Annotated in this window: 17 protein-coding genes and 1 riboswitch; of the genes, 7 read left to right on the plus strand and 10 right to left on the minus strand. The window is 62.7% G+C overall.

Annotated elements, in window-relative coordinates; genetic code table 11:
• Positions 1 to 73: 73 nt before the first annotated feature.
• Positions 74 to 1480 (minus strand): adenosylmethionine--8-amino-7-oxononanoate transaminase, encoded by a 1407-nt coding sequence (locus BMY68_RS17065; RefSeq protein ID WP_085533024.1) that lies wholly within the window; start codon positions 1478 to 1480, stop codon positions 74 to 76.
• A gap of 280 nt (positions 1481 to 1760) precedes the next feature.
• Here BMY68_RS17065 and BMY68_RS17070 point away from each other — a divergent pair, with 280 nt between their 5' ends.
• Together BMY68_RS17070 and BMY68_RS17075 are read left to right on the plus strand one after the other, a co-directional pair.
• A complete protein-coding gene (locus BMY68_RS17070) occupies positions 1761 to 2312 on the plus strand; it encodes a cytochrome b (RefSeq protein WP_062824355.1) in 552 nt (183 codons plus the stop codon).
• A 32-nt stretch (positions 2313 to 2344) separates the two neighbouring features.
• The gene (locus BMY68_RS17075; protein WP_007932534.1) at positions 2345 to 2944 is read left to right on the plus strand and encodes a YceI family protein; all 600 of its coding nucleotides are present in this window, start codon (positions 2345 to 2347) and stop codon (positions 2942 to 2944) included.
• A gap of 187 nt (positions 2945 to 3131) precedes the next feature.
• On the opposite strand, the gene BMY68_RS17080 is transcribed toward BMY68_RS17075, so the two are convergent.
• From BMY68_RS17080 to ahcY, 5 genes are all read right to left on the minus strand, one after another.
• Positions 3132 to 4988, minus strand: a complete 1857-nt coding sequence (locus BMY68_RS17080; protein ID WP_009045996.1) for an RNA helicase RhlE2 — start codon at positions 4986 to 4988, stop codon at positions 3132 to 3134.
• Between the two features lie 225 nt (positions 4989 to 5213).
• The gene (locus BMY68_RS17085) at positions 5214 to 6029 is read right to left on the minus strand and encodes a substrate-binding periplasmic protein (RefSeq protein WP_062824356.1); all 816 of its coding nucleotides are present in this window, start codon (positions 6027 to 6029) and stop codon (positions 5214 to 5216) included.
• A 55-nt stretch (positions 6030 to 6084) separates the two neighbouring features.
• Positions 6085 to 7167 carry a hypothetical protein gene (locus BMY68_RS17090; protein ID WP_009045994.1) on the minus strand — a complete coding sequence of 361 codons (1083 nt, stop codon included), beginning with the start codon at positions 7165 to 7167 and terminating at the stop codon, positions 6085 to 6087.
• An 82-nt stretch (positions 7168 to 7249) separates the two neighbouring features.
• Positions 7250 to 8095: a methylenetetrahydrofolate reductase [NAD(P)H] gene (gene metF / locus BMY68_RS17095; protein ID WP_007932530.1), complete on the minus strand. Its 846-nt coding sequence runs from the start codon at positions 8093 to 8095 to the stop codon at positions 7250 to 7252.
• A gap of 189 nt (positions 8096 to 8284) precedes the next feature.
• Positions 8285 to 9694 (minus strand): adenosylhomocysteinase, encoded by a 1410-nt coding sequence (ahcY, locus tag BMY68_RS17100; RefSeq protein ID WP_009045993.1) that lies wholly within the window; start codon positions 9692 to 9694, stop codon positions 8285 to 8287.
• A gap of 22 nt (positions 9695 to 9716) precedes the next feature.
• Positions 9717 to 9823, minus strand: a riboswitch (S-adenosyl-L-homocysteine riboswitch).
• A 197-nt stretch (positions 9824 to 10020) separates the two neighbouring features.
• On the opposite strand from ahcY, the gene BMY68_RS17105 reads away from it, so the two are divergent.
• Both BMY68_RS17105 and BMY68_RS17110 read left to right on the plus strand, forming a co-directional pair.
• Complete coding sequence (locus BMY68_RS17105) at positions 10021 to 10425, plus strand: acyl-CoA thioesterase (protein WP_007932525.1); 405 nt, start codon at positions 10021 to 10023, stop codon at positions 10423 to 10425.
• Between the two features lie 100 nt (positions 10426 to 10525).
• Positions 10526 to 11413, plus strand: a complete 888-nt coding sequence (locus tag BMY68_RS17110) for a formate/nitrite transporter family protein (RefSeq protein WP_037036221.1) — start codon at positions 10526 to 10528, stop codon at positions 11411 to 11413.
• On the opposite strand, the gene BMY68_RS17115 is transcribed toward BMY68_RS17110, so the two are convergent.
• Positions 11407 to 12666 carry a cation:proton antiporter gene (locus BMY68_RS17115; protein ID WP_009045991.1) on the minus strand — a complete coding sequence of 420 codons (1260 nt, stop codon included), beginning with the start codon at positions 12664 to 12666 and terminating at the stop codon, positions 11407 to 11409. The two genes, BMY68_RS17110 and BMY68_RS17115, sit on opposite strands and share 7 nt — an antisense overlap.
• A 181-nt stretch (positions 12667 to 12847) precedes the next feature.
• Positions 12848 to 14017: an MFS transporter gene (locus BMY68_RS17120; protein WP_085533026.1), complete on the minus strand. Its 1170-nt coding sequence runs from the start codon at positions 14015 to 14017 to the stop codon at positions 12848 to 12850.
• Positions 14018 to 14226: 209 nt separating this feature from the next.
• On the opposite strand from BMY68_RS17120, the gene BMY68_RS17125 reads away from it, so the two are divergent.
• Together BMY68_RS17125 and BMY68_RS17130 are read left to right on the plus strand one after the other, a co-directional pair.
• The gene (locus tag BMY68_RS17125) at positions 14227 to 15060 is read left to right on the plus strand and encodes an EamA family transporter (RefSeq protein WP_085533028.1); all 834 of its coding nucleotides are present in this window, start codon (positions 14227 to 14229) and stop codon (positions 15058 to 15060) included.
• A 36-nt stretch (positions 15061 to 15096) separates the two neighbouring features.
• Entirely contained in the window at positions 15097 to 15483 is a 387-nt protein-coding gene (locus BMY68_RS17130; protein ID WP_085533030.1) for an MAPEG family protein, read from the plus strand.
• Between the two features lie 146 nt (positions 15484 to 15629).
• Here the strand turns inward: BMY68_RS17130 and BMY68_RS17135 are convergent, their stop codons facing one another.
• Positions 15630 to 16805: a murein transglycosylase A gene (locus BMY68_RS17135; RefSeq protein ID WP_085533032.1), complete on the minus strand. Its 1176-nt coding sequence runs from the start codon at positions 16803 to 16805 to the stop codon at positions 15630 to 15632.
• A 128-nt stretch (positions 16806 to 16933) separates the two neighbouring features.
• Here BMY68_RS17135 and BMY68_RS17140 point away from each other — a divergent pair, with 128 nt between their 5' ends.
• Entirely contained in the window at positions 16934 to 17383 is a 450-nt protein-coding gene (locus BMY68_RS17140) for a c-type cytochrome (RefSeq protein WP_009045986.1), read from the plus strand.
• A gap of 52 nt (positions 17384 to 17435) precedes the next feature.
• Here BMY68_RS17140 and BMY68_RS17145 read toward each other — a convergent pair whose 3' ends face one another.
• Entirely contained in the window at positions 17436 to 17831 is a 396-nt protein-coding gene (locus tag BMY68_RS17145) for a DUF1090 domain-containing protein (protein ID WP_085533034.1), read from the minus strand.
• Between the last annotated feature and the right edge of the window lie 86 nt (positions 17832 to 17917).

A 17917-nucleotide genomic window follows, 5' to 3' on the forward strand; every position in this document is an offset into this window, starting at 1 on the left:
TTCGAGGTGGGTCAATGGATCTTTGCGTCGGCAAGCCCGCTTCTGCAAAACGGCGGGCTTGCCGGCGAGGGGCTCAACCCGGATCGCGGAAGCCTGGGTGGAAGTCCTTGGGCACCGCCACGCTGACCTTGTCGCTGGTGGCGATATCGATGCCCTCACTGGCGACTTCGGCGAGGAAGTCGATCTGCTCCGGAGTGATCACGTAGGGCGGCAGGAAATACACCACGCTGCCCAGCGGACGCAGCAGGGCGCCACGCTCCAGGGCGTGCTGGAAGACTTTCAGGCCACGGCGTTCCTGCCACGGGTAGGCGGTCTTGCTGGCCTTGTCCTGGACCATCTCGATGGCCAGCACCATGCCGGTCTGGCGGACTTCGGCAACGTGCGGGTGATCCGCCAGGTGCGCGGTCGAGCTGGCCATGCGCTGGGCCAGGACCCGGTTGTTCTCGATGACGTTGTCCTGCTCGAAGATATCCAGGGTCGCCAGCGCCGCCGCACAGGCCAGCGGGTTGCCGGTGTAGCTGTGGGAGTGGAGGAAAGCGCGCAGGGTCGGGTAGTCGTCGTAGAAGGCGCTATAGACGTCGTCGGTGGTCAGGCACGCGGCCAGCGGCAGGTAGCCGCCGGTCAGGGCCTTGGACAGGCAGAGGAAGTCCGGGCGGATGCCGGCCTGTTCGCAGGCGAACATCGTGCCGGTACGACCGAAGCCGACGGCGATCTCATCATGGATCAGGTGCACGCCGTAGCGGTCGCAGGCCTCGCGCAGCAGCTTGAGGTACACCGGGTGGTACATGCGCATGCCGCCGGCGCCCTGGATCAGTGGTTCGACTATCACTGCGGCGAGGGTGGCGTGGTGTTCCGCCAGGGTCTGTTCCATGGCCGCGAACATGTTGCGCGAGTGTTCTTCCCAACTCATGCCTTCGGGGCGCAGGTAGCAGTCCGGGCTTGGCACCTTGATCGTGTCCAGCAGCAGGGCCTTGTAGGTCTCGGTGAACAGCGGCACGTCGCCCACCGACATCGCGGCGATGGTTTCGCCGTGGTAGCTGTTGGTCAGGGTGACGAAGCGCTTCTTGTCTTTCTGGCCGCGGTTGAACCAGTAGTGGAAGCTCATCTTCATCGCCACTTCGATGCACGACGAGCCGTTGTCGGCATAGAAGCAGCGGGTCAGGCCTTCGGGAGTCATTTTCACCAGGCGCTCGGACAGCTCGATCACCGGCTGATGGCTGAATCCGGCGAGGATCACGTGCTCCAGCTGATCGACCTGATCCTTGATGCGCTGGTTGATGCGCGGGTTGGCGTGGCCGAATACGTTGACCCACCAGGAACTGACCGCGTCGAGGTAGCGCTTGCCTTCGAAGTCCTCCAGCCACACGCCTTCGCCGCGCTTGATCGGGATCAGCGGCAGCTGCTCGTGGTCTTTCATCTGGGTGCAGGGATGCCATAACACCGCGAGATCGCGTTGCATCCACTGGTTGTTGAGGCCCATGTTCAGTCTCCTGGAGGCGGCTCTAAGTACGCGAGCAAACAATCGCGCAAGCCTATGCAATGCCAGGCCGTGTCACAACCCATTGCATGCCTGGAAGGGCGAATTGATCGCGGTCGCAGGACGGTCTGTCACGTTTTCCCCACGTAGACCTTAATGCCTGGTTAATTTAGTGTTCGTAGGATCAACATCGTATTTCTCGATATTTCAAAGCGAAAATTTCCGCTTTAATTCGATAGTTAAATCGATAGTCTTGGGCAGCAGTTCTTACAGGATTTAAGTAATGCAGCTAGGTAACTCTTCTTCCCGCTACGGCTGGGTAAGCATTTTTCTGCACTGGAGCGTGGCGCTGGCAGTCTTTGGATTGTTCGCCCTGGGCCTGTGGATGGTCGGCCTGGATTACTACAGTGCCTGGCGTAAAGATGCGCCGGACCTGCACAAGAGCATTGGCTTGACGTTGTTCGCGATCATGTTGCTGCGGGTGCTGTGGCGCTTTGTCAGCCCGCCGCCACCGGCACCGGCCAACCACGGTCGCCTGACGCGCCTGGGCGCCAAGTTCGGCCATGCCTTCCTTTATCTCAGTCTGTTCGCTGTGATGATTGCCGGTTACCTGATTTCCACCGCAGACGGTGTCGGGATTCCGGTGTTTGGCCTGTTTGAAGTACCTGCCCTGGTTTCCGGACTGCCGGACCAGGCAGATGTGGCCGGCGAGGTGCACCTGTACCTGGCCTGGGCCCTGGTGATCTTCGCCGGAGTGCATGCTCTGGCTGCCTTGAAACACCACTTTATCGATCGTGACACGACCCTGGCTCGTATGCTGGGGCGCAAAGCCTGATGCTCAACCTCGACTCAAAAGGAATAGAAAGCATGTTGAAAAAGACTCTCGCCGCTCTGGCAATCGGTTCTGCTCTGTTGTCTGCCGGTCAGGCGATGGCCGCGGACTACGTGATCGACAAGGAAGGCCAGCACGCCTTCGTCGACTTCAAGATCAGCCACCTGGGCTACAGCTTCATCACCGGTACCTTCAAGGACCTGGACGGCAAGTTCAGCTTCGACGCGGCCAAGCCTGAAGACGCCAAGATCGAAGTCAACGTGCGCACCGCCAGCGTGTTCACCAACCACGCCGAGCGTGACAAGCACGTCAACAGCAAGGACTTCCTGGAGTCGGGCAAATTCCCTGATGCGAAGTTCGTTTCCACCAGCGTCAAGCCAACCGGCAAGAATGCTGATGGCAAGCAGACCGCCGATGTGGCTGGCGACCTGACTTTCCACGGTGTGACCAAGCCTATCGTGGTCAAGGCCACCTTCCTGGGTGAAGGCAAGGATCCATGGGGTGGCTACCGTGCCGGTTTTGAAGGCACCACCAGCATCAGCCGCAAAGAGTTCAACAAGGACGGGATGGATGTTGGCCCACAGTCCGATACCGTTCAGCTGTACATCACCTTTGAAGGTGTGAAAGCGAAGTAATGCTTCGCCTGTAGCCGCTGCCGAGCCCGCGAGGCTGCGATAAGGTCCGCAGGACCTTCATGGTCTTCAAGGCCTGCGACCGGTTCCCGGTCGATCGCAGCCTCGCAGCCTCGGCAGCGGCTACAGAGCTCATAAAAAAACGCCCCTGATTGCGAGATCAGGGGCGTTTTTTATTGTCGCGAAAACTTCAGCGATTGCGGGTCAGCAAGGCTGGCTTCTCGCCACGTGGACGGCTTGGCAGTTGATCGAGCTGCTCGGGTGTCGGGAAGCGGTCGGCTTTCGATTCCTTGTGCATGATCTTCGGCTGGTTGCCGCGCGGGTTCTGCACAGCCGGCTCCTGACGCGCCTGGTCGTCACGGGCCGGACGACGATTGCGCGACTCTTCGCGACGGGCCTGGCCGTCACGTGGAGCGCCGCTGCGTGGGCCGTTGCGCTTGGCAGGCGGGGTGCCGGTGGTGGCACCGTTGCTGGTGCGCGGACCGCCGGAGCGACCCTGGCCGCCGCTGCGTGGCGCGTTGCTGCTGGTTGCACCCTGGGCTGGAGCGCCCGGACGACGGCCGCGGCCCTGGTTGTTCTTGTTCTGGTACGGGCTGACGTAGTCGGCGCGATTGCCGAAGTTGTCTACGTCGTCGTCCAGGAACTCATCCGGCGCACGGTCGGCGCGTGGCGTCGGCTGGCGCTGTTCGCGGGCCGGGGTGCCTTCGCGAGGCTTCTGCTCACGGGCCGGGCGGTCGCCGCGAGCGGCCGGTTTGTCCTTGCCCTTGTCCTTGCCTTTGTCTTTACGGCCGCCGCCACCACCGCCGCCATTCGGACCGTCGCCACGCGGGCCACGGGAATTGCGCGGGTTACGCACGTCCGGACGCTCGCGCACTTCCGGTTTCTCGGCTTCCACGGCGCTGGCATCGAAGCCCATCAGATCGCCGTCGGGGATCTTCTGCTTGGTCATGCGCTCGATGCTCTTGAGCAGCTTCTCTTCGTCCGGTGCGACCAGCGAGATCGCTTCGCCCGAACGACCGGCGCGGCCGGTACGGCCGATACGGTGCACGTAGTCTTCGTCGACGTTCGGCAGCTCGAAGTTGACCACGTGTGGCAACTGGTCGATGTCCAGGCCACGGGCGGCGATATCGGTGGCGACCAGGATCCGCACTTCACCGGCCTTGAAGTCGGCCAGGGCCTTGGTGCGGGCGTTCTGGCTCTTGTTGCCGTGGATGGCGACGGCGGTCAGGCCGTGCTTGTCCAGGTACTCGGCCAGGCGGTTGGCGCCGTGCTTGGTGCGGGTGAAGACCAGTACCTGTTCCCAGGCGCCGGCGGTGATCAGGTGGGCCAGCAAGGCGCGCTTGTGGCTGGCGGCCAGGCGGAACACCCGTTGCTCGATACGCTCGACCGTGGTGTTCGGCGGCGTGACTTCGATGCGCTCCGGGTTGTGCAGCAGTTTGCCGGCCAGGTCCGTGATGTCCTTGGAGAAGGTCGCGGAAAACAGCAGGTTCTGGCGCTTGGCGGGCAGGCGCGCGAGGACTTTCTTCACGTCATGGACAAAGCCCATGTCGAGCATGCGGTCGGCTTCGTCGAGCACGAGGATTTCCACGTGGGACAGGTCGACGCTGCCTTGGCCGGCCAGGTCGAGCAGGCGGCCGGGGCAGGCCACCAGCACATCGACGCCACGGGCCATGGCCTGAACCTGTGGGTTCATGCCGACGCCGCCGAAGATACAGGCACTGACGAACTTCAGGTCGCGGGCATAGACCTTGAAGCTCTCATGCACTTGCGCGGCCAGTTCGCGGGTCGGGGTCAGGACCAGTACGCGCGGTTGGCGCGGGCCGTGACGCTGGGATTTGTCCGGGTGACCATTGGGAAACAACCGTTCCAGGATCGGAAGGGCGAAACCGCCGGTTTTACCAGTACCTGTCTGTGCCGCGACCATCAGGTCGCGACCTTGCAACACGGCGGGAATGGCCCGCTGTTGCACCGGAGTAGGCTGGGTGTAGCCGGCGGCTTCGATGGCGCCGACTAAAGCCTCGGAGAGACCGAGGGAAGCAAAGGACATGAGTAATCCTGTTTTAGTGAGGGCTTGGCCCAGAGGGATAGTCTTGCCTGGCGCGAATGGCGTTTAAGAGGACGCAATCCCGTCCGGTCCTGCTGGCTCCTGAAGGCTCATCGGCGAGGGCTCGCGCGGGCCTTGTGGCTGCGCTGTAGCGGTATCGAGATGCCTTGAACAGGATCGAGCGTCCGGGCGTGAGCCTGGCGGGAAGGCCGGAGTATAACAGAGCAATCAGCGTGCGCTGCTTTCCTGCTGCTCAACGGTTTTGCGCGGTGTGCCGGGCGGCATTGCGCTTGAGTCGGCGATGGCCGGCGCCGCGCCATAGCGGGCGCTCAGTTCGGCGTAGGCCGGCTCGCGCTTGAAGCGCTTGAGTTCGGCGCCGAAACGCTGCACCAGCAAGTCCATGCCGGCATTGCGCCGCACGGCCAGAAACTGGCTCTGGCGGCTGATGACCACCGGGTTCTCGGTGATCTGCTGGCGAATGTTCAGTTGGTCGAGCAGATGCTGGCCGACCCGCCGATCGGTGATCAGCAGGTCGATGCGACCGCGCAGCAGCTTGCCGAAGTTGGCTTCGTGGGTTGGCGCCGGCTCGTGCTTGAACAGGGTGGATTCCCTGAAGTCCTGGCTGTACAGGTAGCCGGGGGAGGTGCCCACGGTCAGCCCGCGCAAGTCTTCCAGGGAGTGGAACGGAAAGGGCCGGGCGTTGGCATAGAACATCACGAACTCGACGTCCGACAGCGGCTCGCTGGGGTAGAGCAGGCTGCTTTCGCGTTCGTTGCTATGAAAGATGTCCAGGGCACCGTCGGCCTGGCCTTGTTCGAGCATGGCCAGGCAACGTTTCCAGGGCAGGAACTGCCATTCGACTTCGATCCCCAGACGCTGGAAGACGATCGCCGTGGTTTCGTAATCCAGGCCCTGGGCCTTGCCCTGTTCCTCATAGACATAAGGGGCCCAGGGCTCGGTGACAATGCGCAGCTTCTCGCCATGAGCGGTGAGGCTCAGGCAAGCGCAGATAAAGGCTGTCAGCAGCTGGGCAATGACGGGCATCGCTGGAGATTACGACGACAGGTCGTCCAATGCTAGAGGCCGTCTAGCTCAAGCCTCAGTCAGCCTTTGTCTCGATCAGATGCAGGTAGATGGCCTTGCGCCGCTGGCCCAGTACCAGGCGAATCACCGGGTGGTTGAACCAGCGCTCGAGTTGATGGCTGTTGAGCGGTTTTTTCAGGCGGCCTTCGGCGTTTTCCCGGGCTTTCTCCCACCAGACCGGGGCGCAGGCCTGGTCGAATTCGTTGGTGTGGCGGTAGCAGCCGTAGAGGATTTCGCGCATGAACTGCCGCTGGTGCCCGGGCAGGGCCAGGGTCACGATCTTGTAGGCCAGGCGTTGCAAGGTCGGCGGGCGTGGCAGGGTCGCGGTGACCAGGCGGGTTTCGTCCAGGGCGACGCTGCTGGTGGGCGCTGCGATGTGCTTGTCCAGCCAGGCCTTGATCTTGGCGCGAAACAGCTGCTTGCGGCTCCAGTAATGGTGGATCAGGTCGGGGCATTCGCGAACCTGTTTGGTGCGATAGGCCGCCACCGACAGGCAGAATTCTTCGAGGGTGTAGGCGCCGTTGGCCAGCGGGTACAGCTCGTCCATCAGGGCGATGGAGCGGTCCAGCACATCGGCATCCGCGCGGTGCAGGCCGATTACGCCGGAGTTCAGCAATGGCATCTGCTCGTCGGCGAGTTTTCGTTCCCGCAGCAAGCCGGCCAGGCACTGGTAGAGGCCGGACTCCTTGTTGGCGCCGTAGCACATGCCGAATGCGTTACACAGCAGGGTGCCGGGCTGGATGCGGCGAAACAGCTCCAGCGGCGAGCAGTGGAAAAAGGTATCGGTGTCGATCAGCAGTGCCAGTTCGGACTCTTGCAGCACCTGCTGCATCACCACGTGCTTGGCGCGAAAGTGGTAGCCGTGTGGGGCGATCCAGGCCTGGCGGGTGTTTTCGTCCAAGGGGCGCACGCGCACAGGCAGGTCGCGGTAAGGCGCGGGATTGTCGGTGAAGACCTGGATGTCGAGGGCTTCGCCCGGTGTTTCGCGCAGCCCGGCCAGGGCGCTGGCAATACTGAACGCGGCTTCCTGGTGATAGGTCGCGGCGCCGTAAACCAGATAAATCAATTGTGGGCGTGCTGCGGTGCTGCCTGTGGACATCTACGGCGATCCTTCGGATGTATTGGGGGTTAAAAAAAAGGCCCTGGATTTCGCCAAGGCCTTTTCTGATGCTGTCGGGCGGTTAACGCGGCAGCTTCAGGTTGTTCCAGACGGCCAGGCTTGGCTCGGCTTGGTTCAGGGTATAGAAATGCAGCCCTGGCGCACCGCCTTGCAACAAACGCTCACACATTTCGGTGATGACCTGTTCGCCGAACGCCTGAATGCTTTGGCTGTCGTCGCCGTAGGCTTCCAGTTGCTTGCGGATCCAGCGCGGGATTTCCGCTCCGCAGGCGTCGGAGAAACGCGCCAGCTTGCTGTAGTTGGTGATCGGCATGATGCCGGGCACGATCGGGATGTTCACACCCATTTGTTGCACGCGTTCGACGAAGTAGAAATAACTGTCGGCGTTGAAGAAATACTGGGTGATCGCACTGTTGGCGCCGGCGTTGGCCTTGCGCACGAAGTTGTTGAGGTCGTCTTCGAAATTGCGCGCCTGTGGGTGCATTTCCGGATACGCCGCCACTTCGATGTGGAAGTGGTCGCCAGTCTCTTCACGAATGAAGCTCACCAGGTCGTTGGCGTGACGCAACTCGCCGCTGGCCATGCCCATGCCCGAAGGCAGGTCGCCGCGCAGGGCGACGATACGGTTGATGCCGGCGGCCTTGTACTGGGTCAACAGGCCACGCAGGTCGGCCTTGCTGTCACCCACGCAGGACAGGTGCGGTGCGGCGGGGATCTTCACTTCGCTTTCGAGCTGCAGCACGGTGTTCATCGTGCGGTCGCGGGTCGAGCCACCGGCACCGTAGGTGCAGGAGAAGAAATCGGGGTTGTAACTGGCCAGCTGGCGGGCAGTGGCGAGCAGTTTTTCATGCCCAGCATCGGTCTTGGTCGGGAAGAACTCGAAGCTGTAGCGACGGTCTTGGGACATGGAGGAAACCTCCAGCTACAAGCTGCAAGCCACAAGCTGCAAGAGTAGCGGAGGTGCGCTCAGCTCTTGTGCCTGGAACGGGCTGCTTGAAACTGTTTAAGCAAATAGGGACGAAGCCGAAAGCTTCGAGCGGCAAGCACGGCTTGTGGCCTTTGCTTGCCGCTTGAAGCTCAAGACTTGCAACTGCTCTTAGTACCGGTAAGCGTGCGGCTTGAACGGGCCTTCGACGGTGACGCCGATGTAGTCAGCCTGTTGCTTGGTCAGTTGGGTGACCACGCCACCGAAGCCGCGGACCATTTCCAGGGCCACTTCTTCGTCGAGTTTCTTGGGCAGTACTTCAACGGTCAGGCGCTCGGCTTTCTGGGCTGGCGACAGGTCGGCGTACTTCTGGCCGAACAGGAAGATCTGCGCCAGAACCTGGTTGGCGAACGAACCGTCCATGATGCGGCTTGGGTGACCGGTGGCGTTGCCCAGGTTCACCAGGCGGCCTTCGGCCAGCAGGATCAGGTAGTCGTCGTTCTGGGCGTCGAAAGCGCCTGGGCCGGTGCGGTGAACCTTGTGCACCTGCGGCTTCACTTCTTCCCATGCCCAGTTCTTGCGCATGAAAGCGGTGTCGATTTCGTTGTCGAAGTGACCGATGTTGCAGACAACGGCGCGCTTCTTCAGGGCCTTGAGCATGTTTGCGTCGCAAACATTGACGTTACCGGTGGTGGTCACGATCAGGTCGATCTTGCCCAGCAGAGCCTTGTCGATGCTCGCTTCGGTGCCGGTGTTGATGCCGTCGATGAACGGCGAAACCAGTTCGAAACCGTCCATGCAGGCCTGCATGGCGCAGATCGGGTCGACTTCGGAAACCTTGACGATCATGCCTTCCTGACGCAGGGACTGGGCCGAGCCCTTGCCCACGTCACCGTAGCCGATGACCAGCGCTTGCTTGCCGGACAGCAGGTGGTCGGTACCGCGCTTGATCGCATCGTTCAGGCTGTGACGGCAGCCGTACTTGTTGTCGTTCTTGCTCTTGGTCACCGAGTCGTTGACGTTGATGGCCGGGATCTTCAGCTCGCCCTTGGCCAGCATGTCCAGCAGACGGTGCACGCCAGTGGTGGTTTCTTCGGTCACGCCGTGGACGCGATCCAGCACCTGCGGGTACTTCTTGTGCAGCAGCTCGGTCAGGTCGCCGCCGTCGTCGAGGATCATGTTGGCGTCCCAAGGCTTGCCATCCTTGAGGATGGTCTGCTCCAGGCACCACTCGTACTCTTGCTCGGTCTCGCCTTTCCAGGCGAATACCGGGATACCGGCGGCGGCGATGGAGGCAGCGGCCTGGTCCTGGGTCGAGAAGATGTTGCAGGACGACCAGCGTACTTCGGCACCCAGGGCAACCAGGGTTTCGATCAGCACGGCAGTCTGGATGGTCATGTGGATGCAGCCGAGAATCTTCGCGCCCTTGAGCGGTTGTTCAGCGGCGTACTTGCGACGCAGACCCATCAGGGCCGGCATCTCCGATTCGGCGATGATGGTTTCACGACGGCCCCAGGCGGCCAGGGACATGTCGGCGACTTTGTAGTCGGTAAAATCTGCAGGCGTGATGACAGCGCTCATGAAGAGCCTCCATTCGTAAGTATGCGAATGGGCGCCGTTGTGCGTTTAGTGACTGACCGAACCATCACGGCCAGACAACGCCCCATCCGAGCCTGACAGGTCGAACCTGCTGCAGCGCCCCTCGGACAGGTGGCGGGAAAACGGTATCAGGTGATCGTTACCGTTTTGAAACGGAGGCGATTATAGCCGTCTGCCAGCGACTTCCCAAGGATTTCTGTCGGACGATGATCGAACGGTTATCGCGACCATAGTAGAAGCTCAATAGAGCTCTGCGCCGGGGTCTGCCATGATGCCGGCATCAATCGGCAAGACGGTCAGGAGTGAGTATGAATTTCCACACCCGCAAATGGGTAAAACCCGAAGACCTCAACCCCAACGGCACGCTGTTCGGCGGCAGCCTGTTGCGCTGGATCGACGAAGAAGCGGCGATCTACGCCATCGTCCAGCTGGGCAACCAGCGCGTGGTCACCAAGTACATTTCCGAAATCAACTTCGTCAGCGCCTCGCGCCAGGGCGACATCATCGAGCTGGGTATCACCGCCACCGAATTCGGCCGGACCTCGATCACCCTGACCTGTGAAGTGCGCAACAAGATCACCCGCAAGAGCATCCTCACCGTCGAGAAGATGGTCTTCGTCAACCTGGGCGAGGACGGCTTGCCGGCTCCCCACGGTCGTACCGAGATCCGGTACGTGAAGGACCAGTTCAAAGACGACGAGCCGATCGCCTGACCGCTGTGGGCGTGAGTCTGCCTGCTCCTGCATGAGGGCACTGAACGAGCCCTGAACCCCGGATGTCGTACCTGACAAGGTACCCACAGGTTCAGGAGCCATTAACGTGCAGACAGACGGCAAGACCCCGGGCCTTTCTCCCGAAGAGCAGCACGACGTAGACAAGAACCAGCCGCCCCGCGCGGCGGTCTTGCACGAGATCATCCGCACCCAGGGCGACAAGGAGCTGGAGCGCAGCGTCGCGGCGCTCTGGTGGTCGGCCTTGGCCGCCGGCCTGACCATGGGCCTGTCGCTGATGGGCATGGGCCTGCTCGACTCGCGCCTGCCCGACGGCGAAGGGTTCAAGGTGATTGCCAGTTTCGGTTATTGCGCGGGTTTCCTGGCGGTGATCCTGGCGCGCCAGCAACTGTTCACCGAAAACACCCTGACGGCCGTGCTGCCGATCATGAGCAAACCCACCCTGGGCAATTTCGCGCGCCTGTGCCGCTTGTGGGGCGTGGTCCTGGTGGGCAACCTGTGCGGCACGCTGCTGGTGGCCTACGTAATGCTGCACCTGCCGATTTTCGACGCCAGGACCGACCTGGCCTTCCTCGATATCGGGCGCAAGGTCATGGAAAACGATGCCGGACAGATGTTCGCCAAGGGCATCGTCTCCGGCTGGATGATCGCCACCATGGTCTGGATGATCCCGTCCATGGAGAGCGCCAAGATGTGGATCATCATCCTGATCACCTACCTGATGGCCCTGGGGGACTTCACCCATATCGTGGTCGGTTCGGTGGAGGTCTCGTACCTGGTGTTCGCCGGCGAGTTGCCGTGGCGGGATTTCTGGTGGGTGTTCGCCGGGCCGACGCTGGCGGGGAACATCATCGGCGGCAGCTTCATCTTCGCCCTGATCAGCCATGCCCAGGTGCGCAGTGAAAGTGGCCTGCCAAAAACGACTGCGGACCCTGGGCGGGTCCGCGATCGATCAAAAAACGATCAGTGAGCGTCCTGGGTGGCCGCCGGTGCATCCTGGGTGACATGGCGCACCAGTTTGCCGATGGTCAGGCCCTGCAGGAGGATCGACGACAGCACCACGATGTAGGTGATGCTCAGCACCAGGTCGCGCTCCGGGCCCAATGGCAGGGCCAGGGCCAGTGCCACCGAAACCCCACCGCGCAGGCCGCCCCAGGTCAGCACCCGGATAGTGCCGCGCGGCACGCTGCGCCAGCGGCGTAGCAGGACGATGGCCGGCGCCACGGTGAGCAGGCGCGACAGCACGATCGCCACCGCCAGCAGGCTCGCGGCCAGCAAGTGCAGCCAGTTGAACGGCAGCAGCAACAGCTCCATGCCGATCAGGGCGAACAGCAGGGCGTTGAGCATGTCGTCGAGCAGTTCCCAGAAGCCGTCCAGGTAACGCCGGGTCATGTCGTTCATCGCCAGGTTGCGCCCCAGGTTGCCGATGATCAGGCCCGCCACCACCATCGCGATCGGTGCCGAGACGTGCAGTTCGCTGGCCATCGCCGAGCCGCCGATCACCAGGGCCAGGGTCAGCATCACCTCGATCTGGTGCTGCTCGATGCTCTTGATCATCAGGTACACCAGGTAGCCGATCAGCCCGCCGAACACCACGCCGCCGATGGCCTCATGGGCAAACAGCAGGGCGGTGGCGCCGATGGTCGGGGTTTCGCCGAGCTGGGCGATACCCAGCAGCACGGTGAACACCACCACCGCGGTGCCGTCGTTGAACAGCGACTCGCCGACGATGGTGGTTTTCAGCGGCTTGGAAGCGTTGGCGGTACGCAGCACGCCGAGCACCGCGATCGGGTCGGTCGGCGAGATCAGGGCGCCGAACAGCAGGCAATAGAGGAAGCTCACGTGCCAGCCGAACAGGCCGAAGATCCAGTAGGCCAGGCTGCCGATGACGAACGTGGCGATCAGCACGCCGACCGTGGCCAGCAGGCCGATGGGCCAGCGATAGCTGCGCAGGTCGTTGAGGTTGACGTGCAAGGCGCCAGCGAACAGCAGGAACGACAGCATCCAGTTCATCAGCAGGTCGCCGAAGTCGATCTGGCCGATCAGCTGTTGCACATGCTCTTCCAGGCCGGGATAGCCGAGGAAGCTCAAGCCTTGCAACAGCAGGGAAAACAGCAGGGCGGTGACCATCACGCCGATGGTCGGCGGCAGGCCGATGAAGCGGAAGTTGACGTAGGTGAGCAGGGTGGTCAGGCAGATGAAGGCGGCAACGAGTTCAAGCATCCGGAGTCCCTTGGATAGAAACGTGAAAAGAAAGCCCGAAAACCACCGGGCAAGGGTTTGATGGGCCGCTGGCGACCCGGGGCACACCGACAAGGAAAGTTCAGATTCTTCTGTCGGTGAGCCGGTCGGACAGTGCGCGGTTCTGCAGGCGACCGTGGGTCAGTCGCACGCTCGTCGAGGCTCAGCCGGATACATTGATCGCGGCCGCCTGGCGACGTTGCAGGTGAATGAACAGCAGCGCGGTCAGCACCGTCAGTCCGCCGACCAGTGCGCCGGTCCACGGCAGGTCGGCCAGGTCGGCGCCGCTGGCGACGACCAGCCCGCCGATCCAGGCGCCGGCGGCGTTGCCCAGGTTGAAGGCGCTCTGGTTCAGGGTCGAGCCCAGGTTGGGAGCCTCGTGGGCCTGGTCGATGATCAGCAATTGCAGGATCGGGCACAGGGCGAAGGCGAAAATCCCCCACAGCAGCAACGTGATCGCCGCCGGGATCAGCAGGTGGCTGGTCTGGCTGAACGCGGCCAGCACCAACACCACGGCCAGCGCCATGGCCACCAGCGATGGCAGCAGGCGGCTGTCGGCCAGGCGGCCGCCGAGCATGCTGCCGGCCGTCAGGCCGACGCCGAACAGCAGCAACATGATGGTCACGCCATGGGGGCTGACGCCGGTGACGTCCTGCAGGATCGGCGCGATATAGGTGAAGACGCTGAACAGGCTGGTGGAGGCCAGCACGCTCATGCCCAGGGCCAGCAGCACGTTGGTCTTGCCCAGGACCTTGAACTCGCTGGCCAGGTTGGCCTTGTCCATGGCGATGTGCCGGGGCAGCCAGAACCACTGGGCAATGGCGGCGATCACCCCGATCACCGACACCGCCCAGAAGGTCGAGCGCCAGCCGGCGTATTGCCCCAGTGCCGTGCCCAGCGGCACGCCGAGCACATTGGCCAGGGTCAGGCCGGTGAACATCATGGCGATCGCCTGGGCGCGTTTGTTCGGCGCCACCAGGCTGGCGGCGACCACCGAGCCAATGCCGAAAAACGCACCGTGGCAGAGCGCGGTGATCACCCGCGCGGCCATCAGCGTGGCATAGTTCGGCGCCAGCGCGCAGAGCACATTGCCGAGGATGAACATCAGGGTCATGCCCAGCAGCGTGGCCTTGCGCGGCATGTTGGCGGTGCCGACGGCGAGGATCGGCGCGCCGAACACCACGCCCAGGGCGTAACCGGTAATCAGCAGGCCGGCATGGGGAATGCTGACGGACAGGTCGCGGGCGACATCGGGCAGCAGGCCCATGATGACGAATTCAGTGGTGCCGATGCCGAAGGCGGCAACAGCCAGTGCGAGCAAGGCGAGTGGCATGCGAGGATTCTCTGTCTGTAGTCTTGACGCCCTGATCAGGCATACGCATGCCAGCTTTGCGCCTCCATCGGATCAGGTCCGGCGGATTGGGCAGCGGCAGGAATTATTGGAATGGATATGCGCAACTGAGTGCGGCGTGGTCGGCGTCAGTATAGACAGCCGAGGCCCTTAGGTGAATCGATTCTCTTATAGCAAACAGGGAGTGTGAGGTGCTGGCGACAACTCTGGTTCTGGTGGCGGCGCTGCTGCATGCGGCGTGGAATACCCTGATCAAGTTCAGTGGTGAACGGTTATTGGTGGTGGCCTGCATGGACAGCGTCGCCTTGTTGTTCGTGGCATTGATGCTGGGGTTCGTCGAGTGGCCACCGCTGCAGATCTGGCCGTGGATCCTGGCGTCGGCGGTTTTCGAGTTGCTCTACCGCTACCTGCTGATCCAGGCCTATCGGGTCGGCGATCTGGGCCTGGTCTATCCACTGATGCGCGGCCTTTCGCCTCTGGTGGTGCTGGCCCTGACCCTGATCTTCGCGGGCGAGGTGCTCAGCCTCCAGCAGATCCTCGGCATCCTGTTGATCCCTTTCGGCATGCTGTGCCTGCTGTGGCAGGGCGGTGGCGGCGACCGCCTGCCATGGTCGATGTTGCCGGTGGTGGCGCTGATCGGCCTGTGCATCGGTTGCTACACCTTTATCGACGGCCAGGCATTGCGCCGCTGGTCCCATCCGCTGGATTACCTGGTGTGGGTGACGCTGCTCAGCGCCTGGCCCTTTCCGCTGCTGGCGCTGCTGCGCAAGCGTGCGGCCTTCAGCCTGTTCTGGCGCGAGCAATGGAGGCTGGGGTTGAGCGTCGGGTTCTGCGTATTGTTCAGCTACGCTCTGGTGCTGTGGGCCATGCAGCTGGGATCGATCGCCGAGGCGGCGGCGCTGCGGGAAATCAGCGTGATCCTGGTGGTGCTGTTCGGCATGCGTTACCTGAAAGAACCTTTCGGCCGACCTCGGCTCTTAGCTTGTGGGCTGGTGCTGCTCGGCATGCTGGTGATGAAGTTCTGACCCCGCTCCCCTCATGACTTTAAAAAGGACTCTGCCATGACCGTCGCTTTCTGGTGTGTATTGATCGCCATCTTCCTGCCGTACCTGTGCAACAGCATCGCCAAGTTCAGCGGGGGCAACTTTGGCCTGCGGCAGAACCATGACCCGCGGGCCTACCTCGAAACCCTCGAAGGTTTCGCCCGGCGGGCGCAAGCGGCGCAGCTCAACAGTTTTGAAGTGACCCCGGCCTTTGCCGCGGGGGTGATCATTGCCCACATCGCCAACGTCGCCGAACTGGTGACCATCGATGTGCTGGCGGTGCTGTTCATCACCAGCCGCCTGCTGTACATCATCTGCTACCTGGCGGACTGGGCGATCCTGCGCTCGCTGGTGTGGCTCGTCGGCATGGCGCTGATTGCCAGCTTCTTTTTCGTTTCGATCTGATCCTGTAGCCGCTGCCGAGCCCGCGAAGCTGCGCTCGGGCGTGCAGCAGGCGCGGTTATCCTGACCCCGCGCATTCTCAGGTTTTGCGCCTGCTACGCAGTCGATCGCAGCCTCGCGGGCTCGGCAGCGGCTACGGGGCTACAGGGCTATTTGCTGTCGGTGACTTCAGGCACTTTCGGCAGCGTGGCGCCCTTGGGCCAGAGCATCCAGATCTGGCCCTGCTGTTTCATGTCTCCCGCCAGTTGCCCGGCCGCGTCGCCGGTGCCCCAGAACAGGTCGGCGCGAACTTCGCCGGCGATCGCGCCACCGGTGTCTTGCGCCGCCACCGGGCGGATCAGGCTGCTGCCATCCGGCCGGGTGGTGGAAAGCCACAACAGGCTGCCCAGGGGGATCACCTTGCGGTCCACCGCCACGCTGTAGCCGGACGTCAGCGGTACGTTCAACGAGCCGCGCGGGCCTTCGTTGCTGTCCGGGTTGCGGTTGAAGAACACGTAGCTGGGGTTGCTGCCCTGCAGTTCCGGGATGCGATTGGGGTTGGCCTTGGCCCAGGCCGCGATGGTGCCCATGGTCACGTCTTCTTTCTTCAGCTCGCCCTGATCCACCAGCCAGCGACCAATGGGGCGGTACGGGTGGCCGTTCTGGTCGGCATAGCCGATGCGCAACTGGCGCCCGTCTTCCAGCTGGATGCGGCCCGAGCCCTGGATCTGCAGGAATTGCAGGTTCATCGGGTCGGTCAGCCAGGCGATCACCGGCGCCTTGACCCCCTTGGTCTCGATGGTCGCGGCATCGTCGTAGGGTTTCAGTACCCGGCCTTCGAGGCGGCCGCGCAGGCGCTTGCCCTTGAGTTCGGGATAAATGCTGTCGAGGGCGACGATGATCATGTCTTCCGGCACACCATAGACCGGCACTGAAGCGGCCTGGGTCTGGGTCAGGCTGCCCGGATAGACCGGCTCGTAGTAGCCGGTGATCAGGCCGTTGCTGCTGCCGCTGGCCGAGCGCAGGCCGTAGACGTCCAGGTGCTGCTTGAGAAAGCTGCGGACATCGAGGGCGGTGAGTGGCACATTGGCCGCCGTCGCGCAGGTCGGGCCCCACACCGGGTCAGCTTTCAGTCGGGTGCAGGCGCTGCGCCAGGAACCGAAGCCGGCCAGCAGGTCGTCGTCGGACACAGTGGGCAAGGCTTCCCAACTGGCGCTGGTATAGGTGGCGATGGCATGGGGCTGGGGTGGCTTGCCGACTTCGCCGCCATTGCATCCGGCCAGCAGGATCGCGGTCGGCAAGGCCCAGGCCAGGTGTCGACGCCACAGCTTGAAACGGGTGTTCATTGGGTACTTCCTTTGTGGCTTGCCTGGGCGCATGGCAACGTCAGGCAATCCATATTGTTAATAGGGCTATTGGTCTTTGCCGGACAGGCGAGGATACTGGCGGCCGTTTCCCGTGACCCGAAGCCACCATGACGCTTAAAAGACTCTCTGTTGTATTGCTGGCCTGCCTGACGTTGTCCGCCTGCGGCGGTGTCGATCCGAACTCCCCGCTGGGTCAGCGCAAGGCGATCTTCAAACAGATGCTCAAGACCGGTGAAGACCTGGGCGGCATGCTCCGTGGGCGTATCCCGTTCGACGGCCCGCGCTTTACCGAAGGCGCGATCAAGCTGGACAACCTGTCCCACGAACCCTGGAAGCACTTCCCGCAGGTCAAGGAACAGGAGCACACCAGCGCGACTGACGATGTCTGGCAGAAGCAGGCACGTTTCCAGGAGCTGGCCCGCACCCTTGAGGCGGCCACCGGTGAACTGGTCATCGCCAGCAAGGTCCAGCCGTACAAGGCCAGCAACCTGGGGCCGGCGGTACAGAAAGTCGAAGATGCCTGCAGTGCCTGCCATAAAGAGTTTCGCGATCACTGATTCTGTCGCCTGAGGTGTCTGCGGCGGGCACATCAGCCGCGGCGGCTCGAACTTACTTGTCCAGTTCGTCGAGGGCTTCCTGCAATTCCTTGCGGGACTCGGCCAGCTTGTCCTTGCGCTTGTTGATCTTCTCGGCGTCGCCTTTTTTCATGGCCTTGTCCAGGTCGGTCTGGCGCCGGCTGACTTCGTGCTTGGCGTCCAGCACCTTGTTTTCGCGTTCCTTTTTCAGCGAGGCGTCGGTGCAGTTCGCGGTGGCTTCGCTCAGGGCTTTTTCCAGGCCGGCCTGTTGTTCGCTGTTGCCGTGGGCCTTGGCCTGTTCGAGCTGGGTGCTGATGGCCTGGCGCTTGGCGGCGCAGCCGGTGAGTTCCGGGGCCTGCTCGGCGGCCATCAGGGCTGGGGTTGTCAGGGCGAATGCGGTGAAGAGGGTGAGCGGTGCAAGAAATTTCATAAAGGCTCCATGTGAAAAGATGAATAGCAGGAGTGGGGCGACGGGCTGTTTGAGCCATCTGCGTCCCCGGGGTTCAACGCCGCCGG

The organism is Pseudomonas sp. NFACC41-3 (genome assembly GCF_900109505.1).
GTDB lineage: Bacteria > Pseudomonadota > Gammaproteobacteria > Pseudomonadales > Pseudomonadaceae > Aquipseudomonas > Aquipseudomonas chlororaphis.